Below are 22,067 nucleotides of genomic sequence, written 5' to 3' on the forward strand. Positions count from 1 at the left end.
TTTACTCTGTGGATAACCACTCAAGACGCCCCCTAGTGGGGCGTTTTGCTTTCCGTCACTTTTGTTCTGGAACCTGCTGATGAGCGCTCCTCGTGAAACCATCGCTGCTGTCGCTACCGCTCAAGGTCGCGGCGGTGTCGGTATCGTTCGAATTTCCGGGCCGCTCGCGGGCTTGGCAGCGAAGGCCATCAGCGGTCGTGAGTTGAAGCCGCGCTATGCGCATTACGGCGCGTTCCTGGATGCTGACGAAAGCGTATTGGACGAAGGCCTGGCAATTTATTTCCCGGGCCCAAATTCCTTCACCGGCGAAGACGTCCTCGAGTTGCAGGGCCATGGCGGCCCCGTCGTGTTGGATATGTTGTTGCAGCGCTGCCTGCAATTGGGCTGCCGATTGGCCCGCCCAGGAGAATTCAGCGAACGCGCGTTTTTGAACGACAAGCTCGACCTAGCTCAGGCCGAAGCGATCGCTGACTTAATCGAAGCCAGTTCTGCACAAGCGGCGCGCAATGCATTGCGCTCGCTGCAGGGAGCGTTTTCCCTGCGTGTGCATCACTTGACCGAGCAATTGATCAGCCTGCGTATCTACGTCGAGGCGGCGATTGATTTTCCCGAGGAAGAAATTGACTTTCTTGCCGATGGCCACGTATTGGCGATGCTGGATAAGGTTCGCGACGAGTTATCCACAGTGCTGCGCGAAGCCGGGCAGGGCGCTTTGTTGCGTGATGGAATGACGGTAGTGATCGCTGGACGGCCCAATGCGGGCAAATCCAGCCTGCTCAACGCACTGGCGGGACGTGAAGCAGCCATCGTCACTGAGATCGCCGGCACGACCCGGGATATCCTGCGCGAACATATCCACATCGACGGCATGCCACTGCACGTGGTTGACACTGCGGGTTTGCGCGATACCGAGGACCAGGTCGAAAAGATCGGTGTGGAACGCGCCCTTAAGGCCATCAGCGAAGCGGATCGGGTGTTGCTGGTGGTGGATGCGACGGCGCCCGAAGCTGTGGACCCTTTCGCCCTATGGCCGGAATTCCTCGAGCAACGCCCAGACCCAGCCAAGGTCACGTTGATTCGCAACAAAGCCGATTTGACGGGTGAAGCCATAGCGCTGGAAACCAGCGCGGATGGCCATGTCACTATCAGCCTCAGCGCAAAGTCAGCAGGTGATGGCTTGGAATTGCTGCGTGATCACCTCAAGGCCTGCATGGGCTACGAGCAGACCTCGGAAAGCAGCTTCAGTGCGCGCCGCAGGCACATGGAGGCGTTGCGCCACGCGAGCGCAGCCTTGGAACACGGTCGGGCACAATTAACCCTGGCGGGCGCAGGGGAGTTGCTGGCTGAGGATTTACGTCAGGCGCAGCAGCTGTTGGGGCAAATCACCGGCGCATTCAGTTCCGATGATTTGTTGGGCCGGATCTTCTCCAGTTTCTGCATCGGTAAATAACCGAGTTATCCACAACCTTACCAAGTGTAAGACACCGTACCGAGCAAGGTACGGCTGTCCCCCCAATAGCAACGCCCTGCATCGTTGCAACCAGACACATATTCCTTGTCGAACAGGTTCTTGGCGTTTAAATCGACTGACCAGTTTTTGTCGATTTGATAGCCAACTGCAGCATCTACGAGCGTCACGCTGCCGGCATCCAGTTTTCCGTAAAGGCTGGGTGCCGTGTAGGAAAACGTACTGTCGAAGTAGCGCACACCACCCCCCAGGGACAGACCTTTGAGTTGATTGTCGAGGAATCGATACTTGCCCCAAATCGACGCTTGGTTACGTGGCACGCCAGTCATCTGGCGCCCCTCAACCAGAGAGGTGGCCGAATCCTTGGTAATCCGCGCGTCAGTGTAAGTGTAGGCAGCAGTCACATTCAGGTTAGGCGTGATGGCGCTGTTCACTTCAACTTCCACGCCCTTGGCCTGGCTTTCGCCGACTTGGCGATAGCTGTTGGTGGTGGCATCGAGGTAAGTGTCGTCCTGCTTGCGCAAGTCATACACCGAAACCGTCATCGCCGTATCCCATCCGATCGGCTCGTATTTCACGCCCACTTCGTATTGGCTGCTGGTGATCGGTTTTAACGGTGAACCCTCGTTGGAAATCTGCTGCACCGGGACGAACGCCGTGGAGTAGCTGACATAGGGCGTCAGCCCATTGTCGAACTGGTACATCACCCCACCCTGGTAGGTGAACTTGCGGTCCTCGGAGCCTGTGTTGCTTGCCTTGTTCACCTTGTCGCGAAAATCGCTGTCGACCCAGTCCTGACGGCCGCCGAGCAAGAATAACCAGCGGTCATACTTGCTCTGGATCTGTGCATAAACCCCTTTCATCTGTTGTTCGAGCAAGGTGTTTTGCACAGCCACAGGGGTCAGCGGGTCCCGCAGGTACACCGGGTTATACACATTGATGGTCCCGGCAAAGCCCGCGTCCCAGTCCTGGTTGAACGAGGTGCGGTCATAGCTCGCGCCGAACAGCACGGTATTTTCCAGCCCGCCGACCTGGAATTTGCCTTCCAGTTGGTTATCCAGGGAGTAGACCATCGACTTGTTGTAGCGGTCGTAGGCGGTCATGTTCAGTTGAGTGCCGAAGCCACGGTTATTCAACGCACCAGGCCAGGTTTCATGACGGTTTATGCGCGACTGCATATAACGCGAATTCTGGCGGAACTGCCAATCGTTGTTGAAGCTGTGGCTGAATTCGTAGCCAGTACTCCAGGATTCGCGTTCAAAGGTGTTCCAGTCCGTGTTACCGAGCATGGTGTGCTTGGACAGCTTGCCATTGGGGTTTGTAAGCAAGGTACCTGCGGCTGGTAGGCCAAGTTCGAGGTTGGTGTGGTCCTTCTGGTAATTCGCCAACAGGGTGAGGGTGTTGTAGTCGTCGAAATTAAGGGTCAGTGAAGGCGCAATGTAGAGTCGATCGTCCGGGACGTGATCGGTCTGTGTATCGGACTTGCGGCCAAGCATCACCACCCGTCCAAGAATGTTGTCGCTGTCATTGAGAGGGCCAGAGATATCCACACCCACTTGGCGTCGGTTATTTGAGCCGTAACCCAGTTGCACCTCACCTTGCGGCGTGGCGGTCGGGTGTTTACTGACCAGGTTCACCAAGCCACCTGGTGCGTTTTCACCGTAGAGCAGAGAAGAAGGGCCGCGGAATACTTCGACTCGTTCTAGGCCGTAAGGCTCGCTAGTGGTGTCGTACCGGTTGCCTTGTACGCGTAGGCCGTCTCGCAGTAGGCCATAGCCGTAATCCGTGGCGTTGAAACCGCGGATGAAGAACAGGTCACCTGCCAAGCCATCGCCGGCCGCAAAAGGGGGGGCGAAGATGCCAGGCACATAGCCCAATACTTCAGTCAGCGTCTGCGACTTCTGGTCCTTGATGCGTTGGCCGGTGACAACCGAAACCGAACGCGGTGTTTCTGACAAAGGCGTGCTGGTCTTGGTGCCGATACGACTGTTTTGCGCCTTGTAGCCCACGTCACCGGCGTTCTCCTGATTGAAACCAGCCTGTTGATAAGTGCTTACCGTGGTGGGCGCCAGTGTGAGTTCACCAGCAGGTATGGCCTGCAGAACATAACTGCCTGGCGCCTGGACTACCGCCTGCAATCCTGAGTTTTGCAGCAGCAGCGCAAAGCCTTGATCCACCGAATAGTCACCTTCCAACCCCGGCGTGTTCAAACGTATGGTTTGCTGGGGCGAAAAAGACAGAATCACATTCGCCCTGGCTGCAAATTGGCTCAAGGCATTATCCAGCGGGCCTGCCGCAATAGCGTAGTGTTGCACCGCGCTGGCGGCCATGGCGCCGGTTGATAGCAAAACACCGGCCGTGGCTGCAGTACTCAGCAGTAGGCTGCCGGTCAAACTGTGGTAGGAGAGCCGCTGGCGAAACTTGGTAGGGAGGCGCATAGGTGGGTTAGCCCTGAAGGTTGCGTCGTGATTACCTGAAGGGCCGCGCCAGGCAAAAAAAAGATAACCCCCTTACGGATAATTTTTCCCGTTAGCCGATTCGCTTCACCGAAACCCAATAGCGAGTGAAATACTTCACTTTGATCGGCAAGGTCGCTTGCAGATTGGCCAGTACCGCTTCCGTTGAATCCAGGCGAAAAGTACCGGAAACGCGCAGACGTGCCGAAGCCAGGTCGCATTGCAATACGCCGGGTCGATAACGCGCGAGCTCGTCGAGTACATCCCCGAGCCGAGCATCCAATACGATCAACTGGCCATCCACCCAGGCAGCCTGGGAGCCGCGATACGCACTGTTTGGCCCTACGTTTTGGCGATCAAAGTCAGCGCTTTCACCTGCTCCGAGCAATCGGCCGTGATTGGGCTGGTCACCTGGCGACACGCTCACGCGATCCTCTAGAACTCCGACACGTGTGGTGTCCGACAGCTGGCGCACGGTAAATCGGGTACCTAATGCCTGGACTCGCCCTTGGCGGGTTTCGACATAAAAGGGCGTGTGCCCGCCGAATTTTCCCGTGTGGATAAGTACTTCACCTTCGCGCAGGCGGATCAAACGCTGACGCCCGTCGAACACCACATCAATCGCCGTGCCGGTGTTGAGATCAAGCCGCGTGCCATCGGCCAATTCGATACGCCGGCGTTCACCCACGGAGGTCCTGTAGTCGGCCAATACATAGCCCAGAGACGTGTGTGGCTGAACATTCCAGCCCAAGTACCCGGTACCGCCCAACACCAACATCCACTTCAGTACCTGGCGACGTTGCTGCGTGGTCGACAATGCACGGCGGGTTAAATCCTGGGGCAGGGCGCCAAGACTGCGCTGTAACTGTTCTATCTGGTTCCAGGCCGCCTGATGGGCCGGATCATCGTTAAGCCATTGCTGCCAGGCCTGGCGTTCTGCGGGTGTAGCCGGTTGGGATTGAAATTGCACATACCAACGGGCTGCGGACTCGAAGGTCTTGCGATCGGGAATAGCCATTACAAGCTGGCCATGATCAGCGAACACTCAGTCAATGCCCGGATCATGTGCTTCTTCACTGTCGTCAGTGACACCTGCAGTTGATTGGCGATCTGTTGATAAGTCAGCCCCTCGATCTGCGACAACATGAAAATCCGCCGCGCCCGCTCGCCGAGTCTGGACAGGGCTTTATCCACAGCCACCAGCGTCTCGATGATGATGGCCTTGTCTTCTTCACTGATGGCGGTGGCTTCAGGCCGTTCAGCCAGTGTTTGTCTGTAGGCCTGTTCGATGGCGTGCCGGCGATAACGATCAATCACTAGGCCCCTGGCGATGGTCGCCAGATAGTCCCGTGGTTCAACGATCTGCGACGCATGCCGTCCGCCTAGTATCCGCACGAACGTATCGTGCGCCACATCGGCGGCATCGCACGCGTTATGCAACTTCCCTTTGAGCCACCCGTGCAACCAGGAATGGTGCTGCTCATAGACGTGCTGGACTGCAACCGTGTGTGAAGAAGGGGACATAGGGCATGACGAAGTAGGTTAATGATAATCGCTATTATTAACTGCTCTGCGGTGTTCTCACAATAGATCTCTACTTTCTGCGCTTACCAACGAATTTGAGGATTGGGTTGGCCTCCGTATGGGCGAAATTCAAACTGTTGCTCCGATTTCTGTGGATTAAGCCCTGTGAATAACCGCCCTTGTGCCCAGTTGATAACCAGGCCTGAAACCTGAGTAAAAACTTGCCTGTGGATAACCACCTGTTTAATCCACAGGCTTAAGCCGCTTATCCAAGGGCCTCACTGGCACATGACCACAGACTTTTGAATCTCTGTACATACTGTAAATAAAGGCTTATAGAGATCTATCCACAGAAAAGGTGCTCAGTAGAAATAAACATAAAAACAAAGATTTAATAAATCTCTCTCTTTTAATTTCTATTGTCTGTGATTCATCCACAGCTGGTTAAATTTTGTGCAAAGGGTTCTTTAGCAAGGGCTAAGTCCCTATACTTGCCGGCATTGCTCCAATCTCTTTCAACAGACAATTCCTGATTACCTACATAAGCAGGCACGAGGTGCGTGGTGGATTTCCCTTCCCGTTTTGAAGTGATCGTCATCGGCGGCGGTCATGCCGGTACCGAGGCAGCACTGGCGTCAGCACGCATGGGTGTCAAAACCCTGTTGTTGACGCATAACGTGGAAACCCTCGGCGCCATGAGCTGTAACCCCGCCATTGGTGGGATCGGTAAAAGCCATCTGGTCAAGGAAATCGACGCCCTTGGGGGCGTGATGGCCATGGCTACTGACAAAGGTGGCATTCAATTTCGCGTGCTCAACAGCCGCAAAGGCCCGGCCGTACGCGCTACCCGGGCTCAAGCCGACCGCATCCTGTACAAGGCGGCCGTACGCGAAACCCTGGAAAACCAGCCGAACCTGTGGATATTTCAGCAGGCAGCGGATGACCTGATCGTCGAGCAAGACCAGGTACGCGGTGTTGTCACGCAGATGGGCCTGCGTTTTCACGCAGAATCCGTGGTGTTGACCACCGGTACGTTCCTCGGCGGACTTATCCACATCGGTATGCAGAACTATTCCGGCGGTCGTGCGGGTGACCCACCCTCGATCGCACTGGCTAAACGCCTGCGTGAATTGCCGCTGCGCGTCGGCCGTTTGAAAACCGGGACACCGCCGCGTATCGACGGGCGTTCGGTGGATTTCTCGGTGATGACCGAGCAAGCCGGCGATACACCGATCCCTGTCATGTCGTTCATGGGCTCTAAAGAACAGCACCCCAAACAGGTCAGCTGCTGGATCACCCACACCAATGCGCGCACCCACGAAATCATCGCGGCGAACCTCGACCGTTCGCCGATGTATTCCGGGGTGATCGAAGGCATCGGCCCGCGTTATTGCCCGTCTATTGAAGACAAGATCCACCGCTTTGCCGACAAGGAAAGCCACCAGGTCTTCATCGAGCCCGAAGGCTTGACCACTCACGAGCTTTACCCGAACGGGATTTCCACCTCACTGCCATTCGACGTACAGATCCAGATAGTGCAGTCGATTCGCGGTATGGAAAACGCACACATCGTGCGTCCGGGCTACGCCATCGAGTACGACTACTTCGACCCGCGTGACCTGAAGTACAGCCTGGAAACCAAAGTCATCGGCGGTTTGTTTTTCGCCGGGCAAATCAACGGCACCACCGGTTACGAAGAAGCCGGCGCCCAAGGTTTGCTGGCCGGGACAAACGCGGCACTGCGCGCGCAAGGCAAAGACAGCTGGTGCCCGCGCCGCGATGAGGCGTACATCGGCGTATTGGTCGACGACCTGATTACCCTGGGTACCCAGGAACCGTACCGAATGTTCACTTCCCGGGCGGAATACCGATTGATCCTGCGCGAAGACAACGCCGACCTGCGCCTGACCGAAAAAGGCCGTGAGCTGGGCCTGGTCGATGATGCACGCTGGGAGTCTTTCTGCAAAAAACGCGAAAGCATTACGCTTGAAGAGCAGCGCTTGAAAAGCACTTGGGTTCGCCCGGGCACCGAGCAGGGCGACGCGATCGCCGAAAAATTCGGCACGCCGCTGACCCACGAATACAACTTGCTGAACCTGCTATCGCGCCCGGAAATCGACTACGCAGGCTTGGTCGAAGTGACTGGCCAAGGCGCGCAAGACCCGCAGGTTGCCGAGCAGGTCGAAATCAAGACCAAATACGCCGGTTACATTGACCGCCAGCAGGACGAGATCGCTCGGCTGCGCGCCAGTGAAAACACCAAGCTACCTGTGGATATCGACTACACCGGGATTTCCGGGCTGTCGAAAGAAATTCAAAGCAAGCTGGGGATAACTCGGCCAGAAACCTTGGGGCAGGCGTCACGTATCCCCGGTGTCACCCCGGCAGCCATTTCGCTGTTGATGATTCATTTGAAAAAACGCGGCGCGGGCCGTCAGTTGGAGCAAAGCGCTTGAGTTCGTCTGTTACCTCGCAACACGCCGAAGAGTTATCCACAGGTGCGCTCCAGTTGAGCATCGACCTGACCCCGGCCCAGCACGAATTGCTGCTGGGCTACCTGGCCCTGTTGATCAAGTGGAACAAGGCTTACAACCTGACTGCCGTGCGTGATCCTGATGAAATGGTTTCGCGTCACTTGCTCGATAGCTTGAGCGTGATGCCATTCATCGAAAACGGTCGCTGGTTGGACGTGGGCAGTGGCGGCGGCATGCCTGGCATCCCGCTAGCCATCCTGTTTCCAGAGTCGCAAGTGACCTGCCTTGACAGCAACGGCAAGAAAACCCGCTTCCTGACCCAGGTCAAACTTGAACTCAAACTGGACAACCTGCAGGTTATCCACAGCCGCGTCGAAGACTTCACGCCTGAGCAGCCCTTCAACGGAATTGTTTCCAGGGCGTTCAGCAGCATGGAGAACTTCAGTAACTGGACCCGCCACCTTGGCGACCGTGACACGCGCTGGTTGGCAATGAAGGGCGTTCATCCCAGCGACGAGCTGTTAGCATTGCCGGCAGACTTCCACCTCGATGGCGAACACGCCTTGGCCGTACCCGGTTGCCAAGGCCAACGCCATCTGCTGATACTGCGCCGCACGGCATGATTGGGAACACAAGCAAGAATGGCTAAGGTATTCGCGATAGCGAACCAGAAAGGTGGCGTGGGTAAAACCACCACCTGTATCAACCTCGCAGCATCCCTGGTCGCAACCAAGCGCCGGGTGCTGTTGATCGATCTCGATCCACAGGGCAACGCCACAATGGGTAGCGGTGTGGATAAACACGGCCTGGAGAACTCAGTCTACGACTTGCTGATTGGCGAGTGCGACCTGGGCCAGGCCATGCACTACTCCGAACACGGCGGTTATCAACTGCTGCCGGCGAACCGCGATTTGACCGCGGCGGAAGTGGTGCTGCTTGAAATGCAGATGAAAGAAAGCCGTCTGCGCAGCGCCTTGGCGCCGATCCGCGATAACTACGACTACATTTTGATTGACTGCCCACCGTCGCTTTCGATGCTCACGCTCAACGCGTTGGTGGCCGCCGATGGGGTGATTATCCCCATGCAGTGCGAATACTTCGCACTGGAAGGTTTGAGCGACCTTGTGGATAACATCAAGCGTATCGCCGAGTTGCTCAACCCGAACCTGCAGATCGAAGGCTTGCTGCGCACGATGTACGATCCGCGCCTGAGCCTCATGAACGATGTGTCCGCGCAGCTCAAGGAACACTTCGGCGAGCAGTTGTACGACACCGTGATTCCACGCAACATCCGCCTGGCCGAAGCGCCAAGCTATGGCATGCCCGCGTTGGCCTATGACAAAACGTCGCGCGGTGCCATTGCTTACCTGGCACTGGCCGGCGAGATGGTTCGTCGCCAACGCCGCAACTCACGCACAGCTGCAGCCCAGCCAACTTAAGGAATCCCCATGGCCGTCAAGAAACGAGGTCTCGGACGTGGACTGGATGCACTGCTGAGTGGTCCGACCGTCACATCGCTTGAAGAACAAGCGGTGCAGGCCGACGAGCGCGAGCTGCAACACCTGCCCCTGGACCTGATCCAGCGCGGCAAATACCAGCCACGCCGGGACATGGACCCCCAGGCGCTAGAGGAGTTGGCTAATTCGATCAAATCCCAGGGCGTGATGCAGCCAATCGTGGTGCGCCCGATTGGTGACGGCCGTTTTGAAATCATCGCCGGTGAACGCCGCTGGCGCGCGAGCCAGCAGGCAGGCAAGGAAACCATCCCGGCGATGGTGCGCGATGTGCCGGATGAAACCGCTATCGCCATGGCGTTGATCGAGAACATCCAGCGTGAAGACCTCAACCCGATCGAAGAAGCGATCGCTTTGCAGCGTCTGCAGCAGGAATTCCAGTTGACCCAGCAACAAGTCGCGGACGCGGTGGGTAAGTCCCGCGTGACCGTGTCCAACTTGCTGCGCCTGATCGCATTGCCGGAAGTCATCAAGACCATGTTGTCCCATGGCGACCTTGAGATGGGCCACGCGCGTGCCTTGCTCGGTTTGCCGGAAAATCAACAGGTTGAGGGGGCGCGACACGTTGTCGCACGCGGGCTCACCGTTCGTCAGACCGAGGCGCTGGTTCGACAGTGGCTCAGCGGCAAACCTGCACCGGTCGAAACGGCCAAACCTGATCCGGATATCGCGCGTCTTGAGCAGCGCCTGGCCGAGCGGCTAGGCTCTTCGGTGCAAATTCGTCACGGCAAGAAGGGCAAAGGGCAACTGGTTATCGGGTATAACTCGCTGGATGAGCTTCAGGGTGTTCTTGCTCACATCCGCTGAAACATTTGCTCATGTAGCGCGCGATCGGAAATCACTACCCGGCAGTTGAATAGGGGCTGAACCGCCCCTATACTCTGCGCGCATTTTGTCGGCACAAATTATGCCAAGTTATTGATTTCCGGCAGCCGACCATTGAGGAGCAAAAGTGATGGAAACCCGCACGCCAAACACGTTGCCGTTCCATCGCTTGGCCGTTTTTCCGGTTTTATTGGCTCAATTCGTGATTTTACTGATCGCCGCTTTGGCGCTTTGGTACGGGCATGGAGTCGTAGCCGGATATTCAGGACTCTGCGGAGGCCTGATAGCCTTGCTGCCCAATATGTATTTTGCTCACAGGGCCTTTCGGTTTTCCGGCGCCCGAGCAGCCCAGGCTATCGTCCGGTCTTTTTATGCTGGCGAGGCGGGGAAACTGATTTTGACGGCAGTGCTGTTTGCACTGACCTTTGCAGGTGTGAAGCCATTGGCGCCGCTGGCTGTATTCGGCGTCTTCGTGTTGACCCAACTGGTCAGCTGGTTCGCTCCCCTGCTAATGAAAACAAGACTTTCGAAACCTTAGGGCGTTTGAGGCAACCATGGCAGAAACAACCGCTTCGGGCTATATCCAGCACCACTTGCAGAACCTGACCTTCGGTCAGCTTCCTAATGGCGGCTGGGGCTTTGCCCACTCCGCAGCAGAAGCCAAAGAAATGGGTTTCTGGGCTTTCCACCTGGATACTCTGGGCTGGTCGGTCGCATTGGGTCTGATCTTCGTTCTGATTTTCCGCATGGCGGCAAAGAAGGCAACTTCCGGTCAGCCAGGTGCTTTGCAGAACTTCGTTGAAGTATTGGTCGAATTCGTCGATGGCAGCGTGAAAGACAGCTTCCATGGTCGTAGCCCGGTGATTGCACCGTTGGCACTGACCATCTTCGTCTGGGTGTTCCTGATGAACGCCGTCGACCTGATCCCGGTTGACTGGATTCCTCAGTTGGCCATCCTGATCTCGGGCGATCCGCACATCCCATTTCGCGCGGTATCGACCACTGACCCGAACGCTACCCTGGGCATGGCCCTGTCGGTGTTCGCGCTGATCATTTTCTACAGCATCAAGATCAAGGGCATCGGCGGCTTCATCGGCGAACTGACCCTGCACCCGTTCGGCAGCAAGAACATCTTTGTTCAAGCCCTGCTGATCCCGGTGAACTTCCTGCTGGAATTCGTGACCCTGATCGCCAAGCCGATTTCCCTGGCTCTGCGACTGTTCGGCAACATGTATGCCGGCGAGTTGGTGTTCATTCTGATCGCTGTGATGTTCGGCAGCGGCCTGCTCTGGCTTAGCGGCCTGGGCATCGTTCTGCAGTGGGCGTGGGCTGTGTTCCACATCCTGATCATCACCCTGCAGGCCTTCATCTTCATGATGCTGACCATCGTCTACCTATCGATGGCGCACGAAGAGAACCATTAAGGCCAGTCTCGACTAGTCTGATGTCCTTCCCGGTGAAACGGGAAGGTGGCCCACCAGGGCTATGAAACGATTTGTTTTACCGCTTTAAAATCTAAAAAACCTAAACCATACGACGTAAAAGTCGGGAGGAAAGATGGAAACTGTAGTTGGTCTAACCGCTATCGCTGTTGCACTGTTGATCGGCCTGGGCGCCCTGGGTACTGCCATTGGTTTCGGCCTGCTGGGCGGCAAATTCCTGGAAGGCGCCGCGCGTCAACCAGAAATGGTTCCAATGCTGCAAGTTAAAATGTTCATCGTCGCCGGCCTGCTCGACGCCGTGACCATGATCGGTGTTGGTATCGCTCTGTTCTTCACCTTCGCGAACCCTTTCGTTGGTCAACTCGCCGGTTAATCACTCGTTTTTCGAGTGATTGGTGTGTTGTGCAACGAATGAGCGAGGTATTGGCGTGAACATTAATGCAACCATTATTGGTCAGTCCTTAGCGTTCTTGATTTTTGTCGTTTTCTGCATGAAGTTCGTATGGCCTCCGGTCATCGCAGCTCTGCACGAACGTCAGAAGAAGATCGCGGATGGACTGGACGCTGCAGCCCGAGCAGCTCGCGACCTGGAGTTGGCCCAAGATAAAGCGGGTCAGCAACTGCGCGAAGCGAAAGCCCAAGCAGCCGAGATCATTGAGCAAGCCAAGAAACGCGGTAACCAGATTGTTGAAGAGGCTGTTGAAAAAGCCCGTATCGACGCTGACCGTGTGAAGGTTCAGGCTCAGGCCGAGATCGAGCAGGAACTGAACGGTGTCAAAGATGCGCTGCGTGCCCAACTGGGTGCTCTGGCCGTCGGCGGTGCTGAGAAGATCCTGGGCGCCACAATCGATCAAAACGCGCACGCGGAGCTGGTTAACAAACTGGCTGCTGAAATTTAAGCGAGGGCGATCATGGCAGAATTGACCACGTTGGCCCGACCTTACGCTAAGGCAGCCTTCGAGCACGCCCAGGCCCACCAGCAGCTGGCCTCTTGGTCAGCCATGCTCGGCCTGGCTGCAGCAGTGTCGCAAGACGACACAATGCAGCGCGTGCTCAAGGCCCCGCGACTGACGAGCGCAGACAAGGCCGCCACGTTTATTGACGTGTGCGGCGACAAGTTTGATGTGAAAGTGCAGAACTTCTTGCACGTCGTTGCCGAAAACGACCGTCTCCTGCTTTTGCCGGAGATTGCCGCTCTGTTCGACCTGTACAAGGCCGAGCAAGAGAAGTCGGTAGACGTTGAAGTGACCAGTGCTTTCGCATTGAACCAAGAACAGCAAGACAAACTCGCCAAGGTTCTCAGTGCACGACTCGACCGGGAAGTGCGCCTGCAAGTTGCGGAGGATGCCACCCTGATTGGTGGTGTCATCATTCGCGCCGGCGACCTGGTTATCGATGGTTCGATTCGCGGCAAACTCGCGAATCTTGCCGAAGCATTGAAATCTTGAGTTTGAAGGGGCAGCAGAGCAATGCAGCAACTCAATCCTTCCGAAATAAGTGAAATTATCAAGGGCCGCATCGACAAGCTCGATGTGACCTCCCAAGCCCGTAACGAAGGCACTGTCGTCAGCGTATCTGACGGCATCGTGCGGATTCACGGTCTGGCCGACGTAATGTACGGCGAGATGATCGAGTTTCCGGGCGGCGTCTACGGTATGGCCCTCAACCTGGAGCAAGACTCCGTAGGTGCCGTTGTATTGGGCGCGTACACCAGTCTGGCTGAAGGCATGAGCGCCAAGTGCACAGGCCGCATCCTGGAAGTTCCGGTGGGTAAGGAACTGCTGGGTCGCGTAGTCGACGCACTGGGTAACCCTGTTGACGGTAAAGGTCCACTGGGCAACACCGAGACCGACGCGGTCGAGAAAGTTGCTCCAGGCGTGATCTGGCGTAAGTCGGTAGACCAGCCTGTACAGACTGGCTACAAGGCTGTCGATGCCATGATCCCAGTCGGCCGTGGCCAGCGTGAGCTGATCATCGGTGACCGTCAGATCGGTAAAACCGCTCTGGCCATCGACGCGATCATCAACCAGAAAGACAGCGGCATTTTCTGCGTCTACGTAGCGATCGGTCAGAAGCAATCGACCATCGCCAACGTGGTTCGCAAGCTGGAAGAAAACGGCGCCCTGGCCAACACGATCATCGTGGCTGCCAGTGCTTCGGAATCTCCTGCGCTGCAATTCCTGGCACCGTACTCCGGTTGCACCATGGGTGAATTCTTCCGCGACCGCGGTGAAGACGCGCTGATCGTTTATGACGATCTGTCCAAGCAAGCAGTGGCTTACCGCCAGATTTCCCTGCTGCTGCGCCGTCCACCAGGCCGTGAAGCTTACCCAGGCGACGTGTTCTATCTCCACTCCCGTCTGCTGGAGCGTGCATCCCGCGTTTCGGAAGAATACGTAGAGAAGTTCACCAACGGCGCAGTGACCGGCAAAACCGGTTCCCTGACCGCACTGCCGATCATCGAAACCCAGGCTGGCGACGTTTCCGCGTTCGTTCCGACCAACGTGATTTCCATCACCGACGGTCAGATCTTCCTGGAATCGGCCATGTTCAACTCCGGGATCCGTCCTGCTGTGAACGCCGGTGTTTCGGTATCCCGTGTGGGTGGTGCCGCTCAGACCAAGATCATCAAGAAGCTCTCCGGTGGTATCCGTACCGCTCTGGCTCAGTACCGTGAACTGGCGGCATTCGCCCAGTTCGCTTCTGACCTGGACGAAGCGACCCGTAAGCAACTTGAGCATGGTCAGCGCGTTACCGAGCTGATGAAGCAGAAGCAATACGCCCCAATGTCGATCGCTGACATGGCGTTGTCGCTGTATGCCGCTGAGCGTGGGTTCCTGACCGACGTTGAAATCGCCAAAGTTGGCAGCTTTGAACAAGCGCTGATTGCTTACTTCAACCGCGATCACGCCGAATTGATGGCGAAGATCAACGTGAAGGGTGACTTCAATGACGATATCGACGCTGGCATGAAAGCCGGTATCGAGAAGTTCAAGGCCACCCAAACCTGGTAAGCCGCAGCGGGAGCCGCAAGGCTCCCGCTTGCTAACCTGATAGGTGTTACATGGCAGGCGCAAAAGAGATTCGCAGTAAGATTGCGAGCATCAAAAGCACGCAAAAGATTACCAGCGCCATGGAAAAAGTGGCGGTCAGCAAAATGCGCAAGGCACAAATGCGTATGGCTGCTAGCCGTCCTTATGCGGAGCGTATCCGCCAGGTAATTGGGCATTTGGCCAACGCCAACCCGGAATACCGCCACCCATTCATGATCGAGCGTGAAGTCAAGCGCGTCGGTTATGTGGTTGTGAGCAGTGACCGTGGTTTGTGCGGTGGTCTGAATACCAACCTGTTCAAGGCCCTGGTCAAGGACATGGCGGTAAACCGCGAAAACGGCGTCGAGATCGATCTGTGTGTTGTTGGTAGCAAGGGTGCGGCCTTTTTCCGCAACTTCGGCGGTAACGTCGTTGCAGCTATCAGCCACCTGGGTGAAGAGCCGTCGATCAATGATTTGATCGGCAGTGTGAAGGTGATGCTGGATGCATACCTGGAAGGCCGGATTGACCGCCTCTCCGTGGTATCCAACAAGTTCATCAACACCATGACCCAGCAGCCAACCGTGGAGCAATTGATTCCACTGGTGGCGACTCCGGATCAGGAACTCAAGCACCACTGGGACTACCTCTACGAACCAGACGCCAAAGAGCTGCTTGACGGCTTGATGGTGCGCTACGTGGAGTCGCAGGTGTACCAGGCGGTGGTCGAGAACAACGCAGCTGAACAAGCAGCGCGGATGATCGCGATGAAAAACGCTACCGATAACGCCGGTGATCTGATCAGCGATTTGCAGCTGATCTACAACAAGGCGCGTCAGGCTGCGATCACCCAAGAGATCTCGGAAATCGTCGGCGGCGCTGCCGCGGTTTAACGGTTCAAATATTCAGAGGATCCAGCTATGAGTAGCGGACGTATCGTTCAAATCATCGGCGCCGTTATCGACGTGGAATTTCCACGCGACAGCGTACCGAGCATCTACAACGCGCTGAAAGTACAAGGCGCGGAAACTACTCTGGAAGTTCAGCAGCAGCTGGGCGACGGCGTAGTTCGTACCATTGCGATGGGTTCCACCGAAGGCTTGAAGCGCGGTCTGGACGTAATCGACTCTGGCGCAGCCATCTCCGTACCGGTCGGTAAAGCGACCCTGGGCCGGATCATGGACGTACTGGGCAACCCGATTGACGAAGCTGGCCCGATCGACACCGAAGAGCGTTGGGGCATTCACCGTCCAGCACCTTCGTTCGCCGAACAAGCTGGCGGCAACGACCTGCTGGAAACCGGCATCAAGGTTATCGACCTGGTTTGCCCGTTCGCCAAAGGCGGTAAAGTCGGTCTGTTCGGTGGTGCCGGTGTAGGCAAGACCGTAAACATGATGGAACTGATCCGTAACATCGCCATCGAGCACAGCGGTTATTCCGTGTTCGCCGGTGTGGGTGAGCGTACCCGTGAGGGTAACGACTTCTACCACGAGATGAAGGACTCCAACGTTCTGGACAAAGTGGCACTGGTTTACGGTCAGATGAACGAGCCGCCGGGTAACCGTCTGCGCGTAGCACTGACTGGCCTGACCATGGCCGAGAAGTTCCGTGACGAAGGTAACGACGTTCTGCTGTTCGTCGACAACATCTACCGTTACACCTTGGCCGGTACTGAAGTATCCGCACTGCTGGGCCGTATGCCTTCCGCAGTAGGCTACCAGCCGACCCTGGCTGAAGAGATGGGCGTTCTGCAAGAACGTATCACTTCGACCAAGGAAGGTTCGATCACTTCGATCCAAGCGGTATACGTACCTGCGGATGACTTGACCGACCCGTCGCCTGCGACCACCTTCGCCCACTTGGACGCCACCGTCGTTCTGTCCCGTGACATCGCTTCCCTGGGTATCTACCCAGCGGTCGATCCACTCGACTCGACTTCGCGCCAGCTGGACCCGAACGTGATCGGCCAGGAGCACTACGATACCGCTCGCGGCGTTCAGTACGTGCTGCAGCGTTACAAAGAACTGAAGGACATCATTGCGATCCTGGGTATGGACGAGCTGTCGGAAACCGATAAGCAGTTGGTAAACCGTGCTCGTAAGATCCAACGCTTCTTGTCGCAGCCGTTCTTCGTGGCTGAAGTCTTCACCGGTGCTTCGGGTAAATACGTTTCCCTGAAAGACACCATTGCTGGCTTCAAAGGCATCCTCAACGGTGACTACGACCACCTGCCAGAACAAGCGTTCTACATGGTCGGCGGCATCGAAGAAGCGATCGAGAAAGCCAAGAAACTGTAATCCAGGCGCCCGGAAACGGGCGCTCATCAGGTTGAGGCAATCAGATGGCTATGACAGTCCATTGCGATATCGTCAGCGCGGAAGGGGAAATTTTCTCCGGTCTGGTCGAGTTTGTTACAGCGCACGGCGACCTGGGTGATCTTGGTATCGCCATGGGTCATGCCCCGCTGATCACAAGCTTGAAACCAGGTCCGATCACGCTGACCAAGCAAGGCGGGGAACGTGAGGTGTTTTACATCTCCGGTGGTTTCCTCGAGGTTCAGCCGAACATGGTCAAGGTACTTGCCGACACCGTGCAACGTGCTGGCGACCTGGATGAAGCCTCCGCTCAGGAAGCCGTCAAGGCTGCCGAGAAGGCCCTGAACGAAAAGGGTGCCGACTTCGACTACAGCGCTGCTGCTGTACGTCTGGCCGAGGCTGCAGCTCAGCTGCGCACGCTCCAGCAGATCCGCAAGAAGTAAGCGGCCATGCCGTCATGCTTTATGCGCGATTGATTAAAAAGGGTAGCCTCGGCTACCCTTTTTCTTTTTTTGCAAAACACTTCTCTGGTCTGAAGTCGGACCGCCCAGGATTGGTAGCCACTCATGTCTCTTGAAATCGTCATTCTCGCCGCTGGCCAGGGCACCCGTATGCGTTCGGCCTTGCCCAAAGTGCTGCACCCGGTGGCCGGCAATTCCATGCTTGGCCATGTTATCCACAGCGCCCGGCAACTCGACCCGCAACGCATCCACGTGGTGATTGGCCACGGTGCCGATGTGGTCCGTGAACGCCTGGCCGCGGATGACCTGAATTTCGTTTTGCAGGACAAACAACTCGGCACCGGCCATGCCACCGCACAAGCCGTGCCCTTCATCAGTGCCGACACCGTGCTGATCCTGTACGGCGACGTACCGTTGATTGAAGTGGAAACCCTGCAACGCCTGCTCAAGCATGTCGTGCCAGGCCAGATGGGTCTGCTGACCGTTGAACTGGATGACCCTACCGGCTACGGGCGCATCGTGCGCAATGCCGACGGTAAGGTCGCGGCTATCGTTGAGCACAAGGATGCCAGCGAAACTCAGCGCGCCATTACCGAAGGCAATACCGGGATTCTGGCGGTCCCTGCCAATAAGCTCGCCGACTGGATGAGCCGTCTGTCGAACAACAACGCCCAGGGCGAGTACTACCTCACCGACGTCATCGAGATGGCCGTGAGCGATGGCCTGCTGGTGGCTACCGAACAGCCCCACGACCCGATGGAAGTGCAGGGCGCCAATGACCGCAAGCAGCTTGCAGAGCTTGAACGTCACTATCAACTGCGCGAAGGCCGCCGCCTGATGGCCCAGGGTGTGACCCTGCGCGACCCGGCGCGCTTTGATGTGCGTGGCGAAGTCACTGTCGGCCGTGACGTGCTGATCGACATCAACGTGATCCTCGAAGGCCGAGTGATCATCGAAGACGAGGTGGTGATTGGCCCGAACTGCGTGATCAAGGACAGCACCCTGCGCAAAGGCGCGGTGGTCAAGGCCAACAGCCATATCGACGGCGCTTTGATGGGCGAGGGCAGCGATGCTGGGCCGTTTGCGCGGTTACGTCCAGGAAGCGTATTGGGAGTTAAAGCCCATGTGGGTAACTTTGTTGAATTGAAAAACGCCAAGTTGGACGACGAAGCCAAAGTCGGACACCTGACCTACTTAGGTGATGCCACCGTAGGTGCGCGAACTAACATCGGTGCCGGCACCATCACCTGCAACTACGATGGCGCCAATAAGCACCAGACCAGCATTGGTGCGGATGTATTTATCGGTTCAAATAATTCGTTGGTCGCTCCGGTTACCCTCGACGATGGCGCCAGCACAGCCGCGGGCTCAACCATCAACCAGGATGTGGATAAGTCCCAACTGGCTGTCGCACGTGCCCGCCAGCGCAACATTGATGGCTGGAAACGCCCGGTCAAAATCAAAAAGACCTGAGTTATCCACACGCTGATCAGCGATAAATATCCAATGTGCGCGGGCTTGCTCGCGAATGCGGTCGTTCAGTCAACATCTCCCGTGACTGACACTCCGCATTCGCAAGCAAGCCCGCTCCCACATTGGTTTTGTGTTGATCTAAAAATTGTGTACGCCCCACTTGACGACGTTTCGCCAATAGGTTTTGATTGCCTTCGTTATCTTTCGAAACGAAACTTACCATCACCATGTCGAAACGAAATACCCCTCAACGGCGCCACAACATCCTGACCTTGCTCAATGAACAGGGCGAAGTCAGCGTGGACGAATTGGCCAAGCGTTTCGAAACGTCGGAAGTGACCATCCGCAAGGACTTGGCTGCCCTCGAAAGCAACGGCCTGCTGCTACGCCGTTACGGTGGCGCAATTACCATGCCCCAGGAACTGGTCGGCGACGCCGCCCAACCCATCTCGATCTACAAGCGCGCCATCGCCCGTGCCGCCGTGATGCGCCTGCGCGAACACGCGCGCATCATCATCGACAGCGGCAGCACCACCGCCGCGATGATCCCCGAACTGGGCCACCAGCCAGGCCTGGTGGTGATGACCAACTCCCTGCACGTGGCCCGCGCCTTGAGCGAGCTGGAGCACGAGCCGGTGCTGTTGATGACCGGCGGCACCTGGGACCCGCATTCGGACTCGTTCCAAGGCCAGGTCGCCGAGCAAGTGCTGCGTTCCTATGATTTTGATCAACTGTTTATCGGCGCCGACGGCATCGATCTGCAGCGCGGTACCACCACCTTCAACGAACTGCTGGGCCTTAGCCGCGTAATGGCCGAGGTCGCCCGTGAAGTGGTGGTGATGGTCGAATCCGACAAGATCGGTCGCAAGATTCCCAACCTGGAACTGCCCTGGAGCAGCGTCCATACCCTTATCACCGATGATCGCCTGCCGCTTGAGGCCCGCGACCAGATCCAAGCCCGCGGCATTACGCTTATATGCGCGGCAATCATCTAGGAGAAACACCATGTGTGGCATCGTAGGCGCAGTCGCTGAACGCAACATCACTCCCATCCTGCTCGAAGGCCTCAAACGCCTGGAATACCGTGGCTACGACAGCGCCGGTGTGGCCGTCTTCTCCAACGCCGGCAAGCTTGAGCGCATGCGTCGCCCGGGCAAGGTCAGTGAACTGGAGCAAGCCCTGGCCGGTGAGCCGTTGGTTGGCCGTCTGGGCATCGCCCACACCCGTTGGGCTACCCACGGTGCGCCGTGCGAACGCAACGCCCACCCACACTTTTCCGGCGACCTGGCGGTGGTGCACAACGGCATCATCGAAAACCATGAAGTGCTGCGTGAGCAACTCAAGGGCCTGGGCTACGTATTCACGTCGGACACCGACACCGAAGTCATCGCCCACCTGCTGAATCACAAGCTCAAAGACCTGGGCGACCTGACGGTCGCCCTCAAAGCCACCGTAAAAGAACTGCACGGCGCATACGGTCTGGCCGTGGTCAGCGCCACCCAGCCCGATCGCGTGGTTGCCGCCCGCAGTGGCAGCCCGTTGGTGATCGGCCTGGGGCTGGGGGAAAACTTCCTCGCCTCCGACCAGTTGGCCCTGCGCCAGGTCACCGACCGCTTCATGTACCTGGAAGAAGGCGATATTGCCGACATCCGCCGTGAAAGCGTGCAGATCTGGGACGTTAACGGTCAGTCTGTCGAGCGTGAAGCTGTGCAATACCGCGACGGCGCCGAAGCCGCCGACAAAGGCGAATACCGCCACTTCATGCTCAAGGAAATCCACGAGCAACCGGCCGTGGTGCAGCGCACCCTGGAGGGTCGTCTGGGCGACAAGCAAGTGTTGGTCAACGCCTTTGGCCCACAAGCCGCCGAGTTGTTCGCCAAAGTGCGCAATGTGCAGATCGTGGCTTGCGGCACCAGCTACCACGCCGGCATGGTTGCCCGTTACTGGCTGGAAGAACTGGCCGGCATCCCATGCCAGGTCGAAGTGGCCAGCGAGTTCCGCTACCGCAAAGTTGTGGTCCAGCCTGACACCCTGTTCGTGACCATCTCGCAGTCGGGAGAAACCGCCGATACCTTGGCCGCCTTGCGTAACGCCAAGGAGCTGGGCTTCCTCGCCAGCCTGGCGATCTGCAACGTCAGCATCAGTTCCCTGGTGCGCGAATCCGACCTGACCCTGCTGACCCAGGCCGGTCGCGAAATCGGCGTGGCCTCCACCAAAGCCTTCACCACCCAGCTGGTCGGCCTGTTGTTGCTCACCCTGTCCCTGGGCCAAGTACGTGGCACCCTCGCCGCAGGTGTTGAAGCCACCCTGGTCGAAGAACTGCGCCGCCTGCCAACCCGCCTGGGTGAGGCCCTGGCCATGGACAGTATCGTGGAAAAAGTCGCCGAGCTGTTCGCCGACAAAAACCACACCCTGTTCCTCGGCCGTGGCGCGCAATACCCGGTGGCAATGGAAGGCTCGCTCAAACTCAAGGAAATCTCGTACATCCACGCCGAAGCCTACCCGGCCGGCGAGCTCAAGCACGGTCCATTGGCCCTGGTGGATGACGACATGCCAGTCGTCACGGTCGCGCCAAACAACGAACTGCTGGAAAAGCTCAAGTCCAACCTGCAGGAAGTACGTGCCCGTGGCGGCCAGTTGGTGGTATTCGCCGACGAGAAAGCAGGCATGACCAATGGTGAAGGCACTCACGTCATCAACATGCCGCACATCAACGACACCCTGTCGCCGATTCTCTACACCATCCCGCTGCAACTGCTGTCTTACTACGTCGCCGTGCTCAAGGGCACTGACGTTGACCAGCCGCGCAACCTGGCGAAGTCGGTGACGGTGGAGTAATACGGCACGCGCCTTGAGCGCCCTTCTGTTTCCAAAGAATAAAGGTTGTCACACAATAATAAAGGTTGTCACAAGTCGTTAAAGTGTGTCACAAGGCTCTATCCCGGCGCTTTTGCCGGGGTAGTGGCAGGTTCAGGAATAACGGCTCATTATCTACCTCGCCACTGTCACTTCTGTCCTGGCTAAACCCGCTCATGAGTTCCCCACGCCACATGCCCTGTGCCGTTCTGATCGAGGGGGTCGCC

Annotated in this window: 20 protein-coding genes; 17 read left to right on the plus strand and 3 right to left on the minus strand. The window is 57.3% G+C overall.

The features are described from left to right. Positions 1-79 precede the first annotated feature (79 nt). Positions 80-1,450: a tRNA uridine-5-carboxymethylaminomethyl(34) synthesis GTPase MnmE gene (gene mnmE, locus AACY52_RS16330; protein WP_339560619.1), complete on the plus strand. Its 1,371-nt coding sequence runs from the start codon at positions 80-82 to the stop codon at positions 1,448-1,450. A 17-nt stretch (positions 1,451-1,467) separates the two neighbouring features. On the opposite strand, the gene AACY52_RS16335 is transcribed toward mnmE, so the two are convergent. From AACY52_RS16335 to AACY52_RS16345, 3 genes are all read right to left on the minus strand, one after another. Beyond that, positions 1,468-3,906: a TonB-dependent siderophore receptor gene (locus AACY52_RS16335; RefSeq protein ID WP_339560620.1), complete on the minus strand. Its 2,439-nt coding sequence runs from the start codon at positions 3,904-3,906 to the stop codon at positions 1,468-1,470. Between the two features lie 91 nt (positions 3,907-3,997). Continuing rightward, a complete protein-coding gene (locus tag AACY52_RS16340; protein ID WP_339560621.1) occupies positions 3,998-4,942 on the minus strand; it encodes a FecR domain-containing protein in 945 nt (314 codons plus the stop codon). After that, positions 4,942-5,448, minus strand: a complete 507-nt coding sequence (locus AACY52_RS16345; protein WP_339497225.1) for a sigma-70 family RNA polymerase sigma factor — start codon at positions 5,446-5,448, stop codon at positions 4,942-4,944. Before AACY52_RS16345 ends, AACY52_RS16340 begins: the two co-directional genes overlap by 1 nt. Before the next feature lie 563 nt (positions 5,449-6,011). Between AACY52_RS16345 and mnmG the strand changes: the two genes are divergently transcribed. The 16 genes from mnmG to glmS all read left to right on the plus strand — a co-directional run bounded on the left by mnmG (position 6,012) and on the right by glmS (position 21,822). Further along, positions 6,012-7,904 (plus strand): tRNA uridine-5-carboxymethylaminomethyl(34) synthesis enzyme MnmG, encoded by a 1,893-nt coding sequence (mnmG, locus tag AACY52_RS16350; protein WP_339418526.1) that lies wholly within the window; start codon positions 6,012-6,014, stop codon positions 7,902-7,904. After that, a complete protein-coding gene (gene rsmG / locus AACY52_RS16355) occupies positions 7,901-8,545 on the plus strand; it encodes a 16S rRNA (guanine(527)-N(7))-methyltransferase RsmG (protein ID WP_339418528.1) in 645 nt (214 codons plus the stop codon). Before mnmG ends, rsmG begins: the two co-directional genes overlap by 4 nt. An 18-nt stretch (positions 8,546-8,563) precedes the next feature. Continuing rightward, a complete protein-coding gene (locus AACY52_RS16360) occupies positions 8,564-9,361 on the plus strand; it encodes a ParA family protein (RefSeq protein WP_339418530.1) in 798 nt (265 codons plus the stop codon). 9 nt (positions 9,362-9,370) lie between these two features. Beyond that, positions 9,371-10,243 carry a ParB/RepB/Spo0J family partition protein gene (locus AACY52_RS16365; RefSeq protein ID WP_339418531.1) on the plus strand — a complete coding sequence of 291 codons (873 nt, stop codon included), beginning with the start codon at positions 9,371-9,373 and terminating at the stop codon, positions 10,241-10,243. A 148-nt stretch (positions 10,244-10,391) separates the two neighbouring features. Next, positions 10,392-10,799, plus strand: coding sequence for a F0F1 ATP synthase subunit I (locus tag AACY52_RS16370; RefSeq protein WP_003177069.1), 408 nt, complete (start codon positions 10,392-10,394; stop codon positions 10,797-10,799). 16 nt (positions 10,800-10,815) lie between these two features. After that, entirely contained in the window at positions 10,816-11,685 is an 870-nt protein-coding gene (atpB, locus tag AACY52_RS16375; RefSeq protein WP_049710820.1) for a F0F1 ATP synthase subunit A, read from the plus strand. A gap of 133 nt (positions 11,686-11,818) precedes the next feature. Further along, positions 11,819-12,076 (plus strand): F0F1 ATP synthase subunit C, encoded by a 258-nt coding sequence (atpE, locus tag AACY52_RS16380; RefSeq protein ID WP_002555987.1) that lies wholly within the window; start codon positions 11,819-11,821, stop codon positions 12,074-12,076. 55 nt (positions 12,077-12,131) lie between these two features. Further along, positions 12,132-12,602, plus strand: coding sequence for a F0F1 ATP synthase subunit B (locus AACY52_RS16385; protein WP_008439543.1), 471 nt, complete (start codon positions 12,132-12,134; stop codon positions 12,600-12,602). Positions 12,603-12,614: 12 nt separating this feature from the next. Further along, positions 12,615-13,151: a F0F1 ATP synthase subunit delta gene (locus AACY52_RS16390; RefSeq protein WP_049710821.1), complete on the plus strand. Its 537-nt coding sequence runs from the start codon at positions 12,615-12,617 to the stop codon at positions 13,149-13,151. Positions 13,152-13,172: 21 nt separating this feature from the next. Next, entirely contained in the window at positions 13,173-14,717 is a 1,545-nt protein-coding gene (gene atpA / locus AACY52_RS16395; protein WP_003195831.1) for a F0F1 ATP synthase subunit alpha, read from the plus strand. Between the two features lie 50 nt (positions 14,718-14,767). Then, complete coding sequence (gene atpG, locus AACY52_RS16400) at positions 14,768-15,628, plus strand: F0F1 ATP synthase subunit gamma (RefSeq protein WP_028618578.1); 861 nt, start codon at positions 14,768-14,770, stop codon at positions 15,626-15,628. 27 nt (positions 15,629-15,655) lie between these two features. Continuing rightward, complete coding sequence (gene atpD / locus AACY52_RS16405; protein WP_003233564.1) at positions 15,656-17,032, plus strand: F0F1 ATP synthase subunit beta; 1,377 nt, start codon at positions 15,656-15,658, stop codon at positions 17,030-17,032. A gap of 44 nt (positions 17,033-17,076) precedes the next feature. Beyond that, positions 17,077-17,493 (plus strand): F0F1 ATP synthase subunit epsilon, encoded by a 417-nt coding sequence (locus tag AACY52_RS16410; protein WP_003195825.1) that lies wholly within the window; start codon positions 17,077-17,079, stop codon positions 17,491-17,493. A 123-nt stretch (positions 17,494-17,616) separates the two neighbouring features. After that, positions 17,617-18,984 (plus strand): bifunctional UDP-N-acetylglucosamine diphosphorylase/glucosamine-1-phosphate N-acetyltransferase GlmU, encoded by a 1,368-nt coding sequence (glmU, locus tag AACY52_RS16415; protein ID WP_339418533.1) that lies wholly within the window; start codon positions 17,617-17,619, stop codon positions 18,982-18,984. A 227-nt stretch (positions 18,985-19,211) separates the two neighbouring features. Next, positions 19,212-19,979, plus strand: coding sequence for a DeoR family transcriptional regulator (locus AACY52_RS16420; protein ID WP_314562196.1), 768 nt, complete (start codon positions 19,212-19,214; stop codon positions 19,977-19,979). Positions 19,980-19,989: 10 nt separating this feature from the next. Beyond that, positions 19,990-21,822 carry a glutamine--fructose-6-phosphate transaminase (isomerizing) gene (glmS, locus tag AACY52_RS16425; protein WP_339418536.1) on the plus strand — a complete coding sequence of 611 codons (1,833 nt, stop codon included), beginning with the start codon at positions 19,990-19,992 and terminating at the stop codon, positions 21,820-21,822. Positions 21,823-22,067: the final 245 nt, after the last annotated feature.

The organism is Pseudomonas sp. EA_65y_Pfl1_P113, assembly GCF_963970525.1.
GTDB lineage: Bacteria > Pseudomonadota > Gammaproteobacteria > Pseudomonadales > Pseudomonadaceae > Aquipseudomonas > Aquipseudomonas tritici.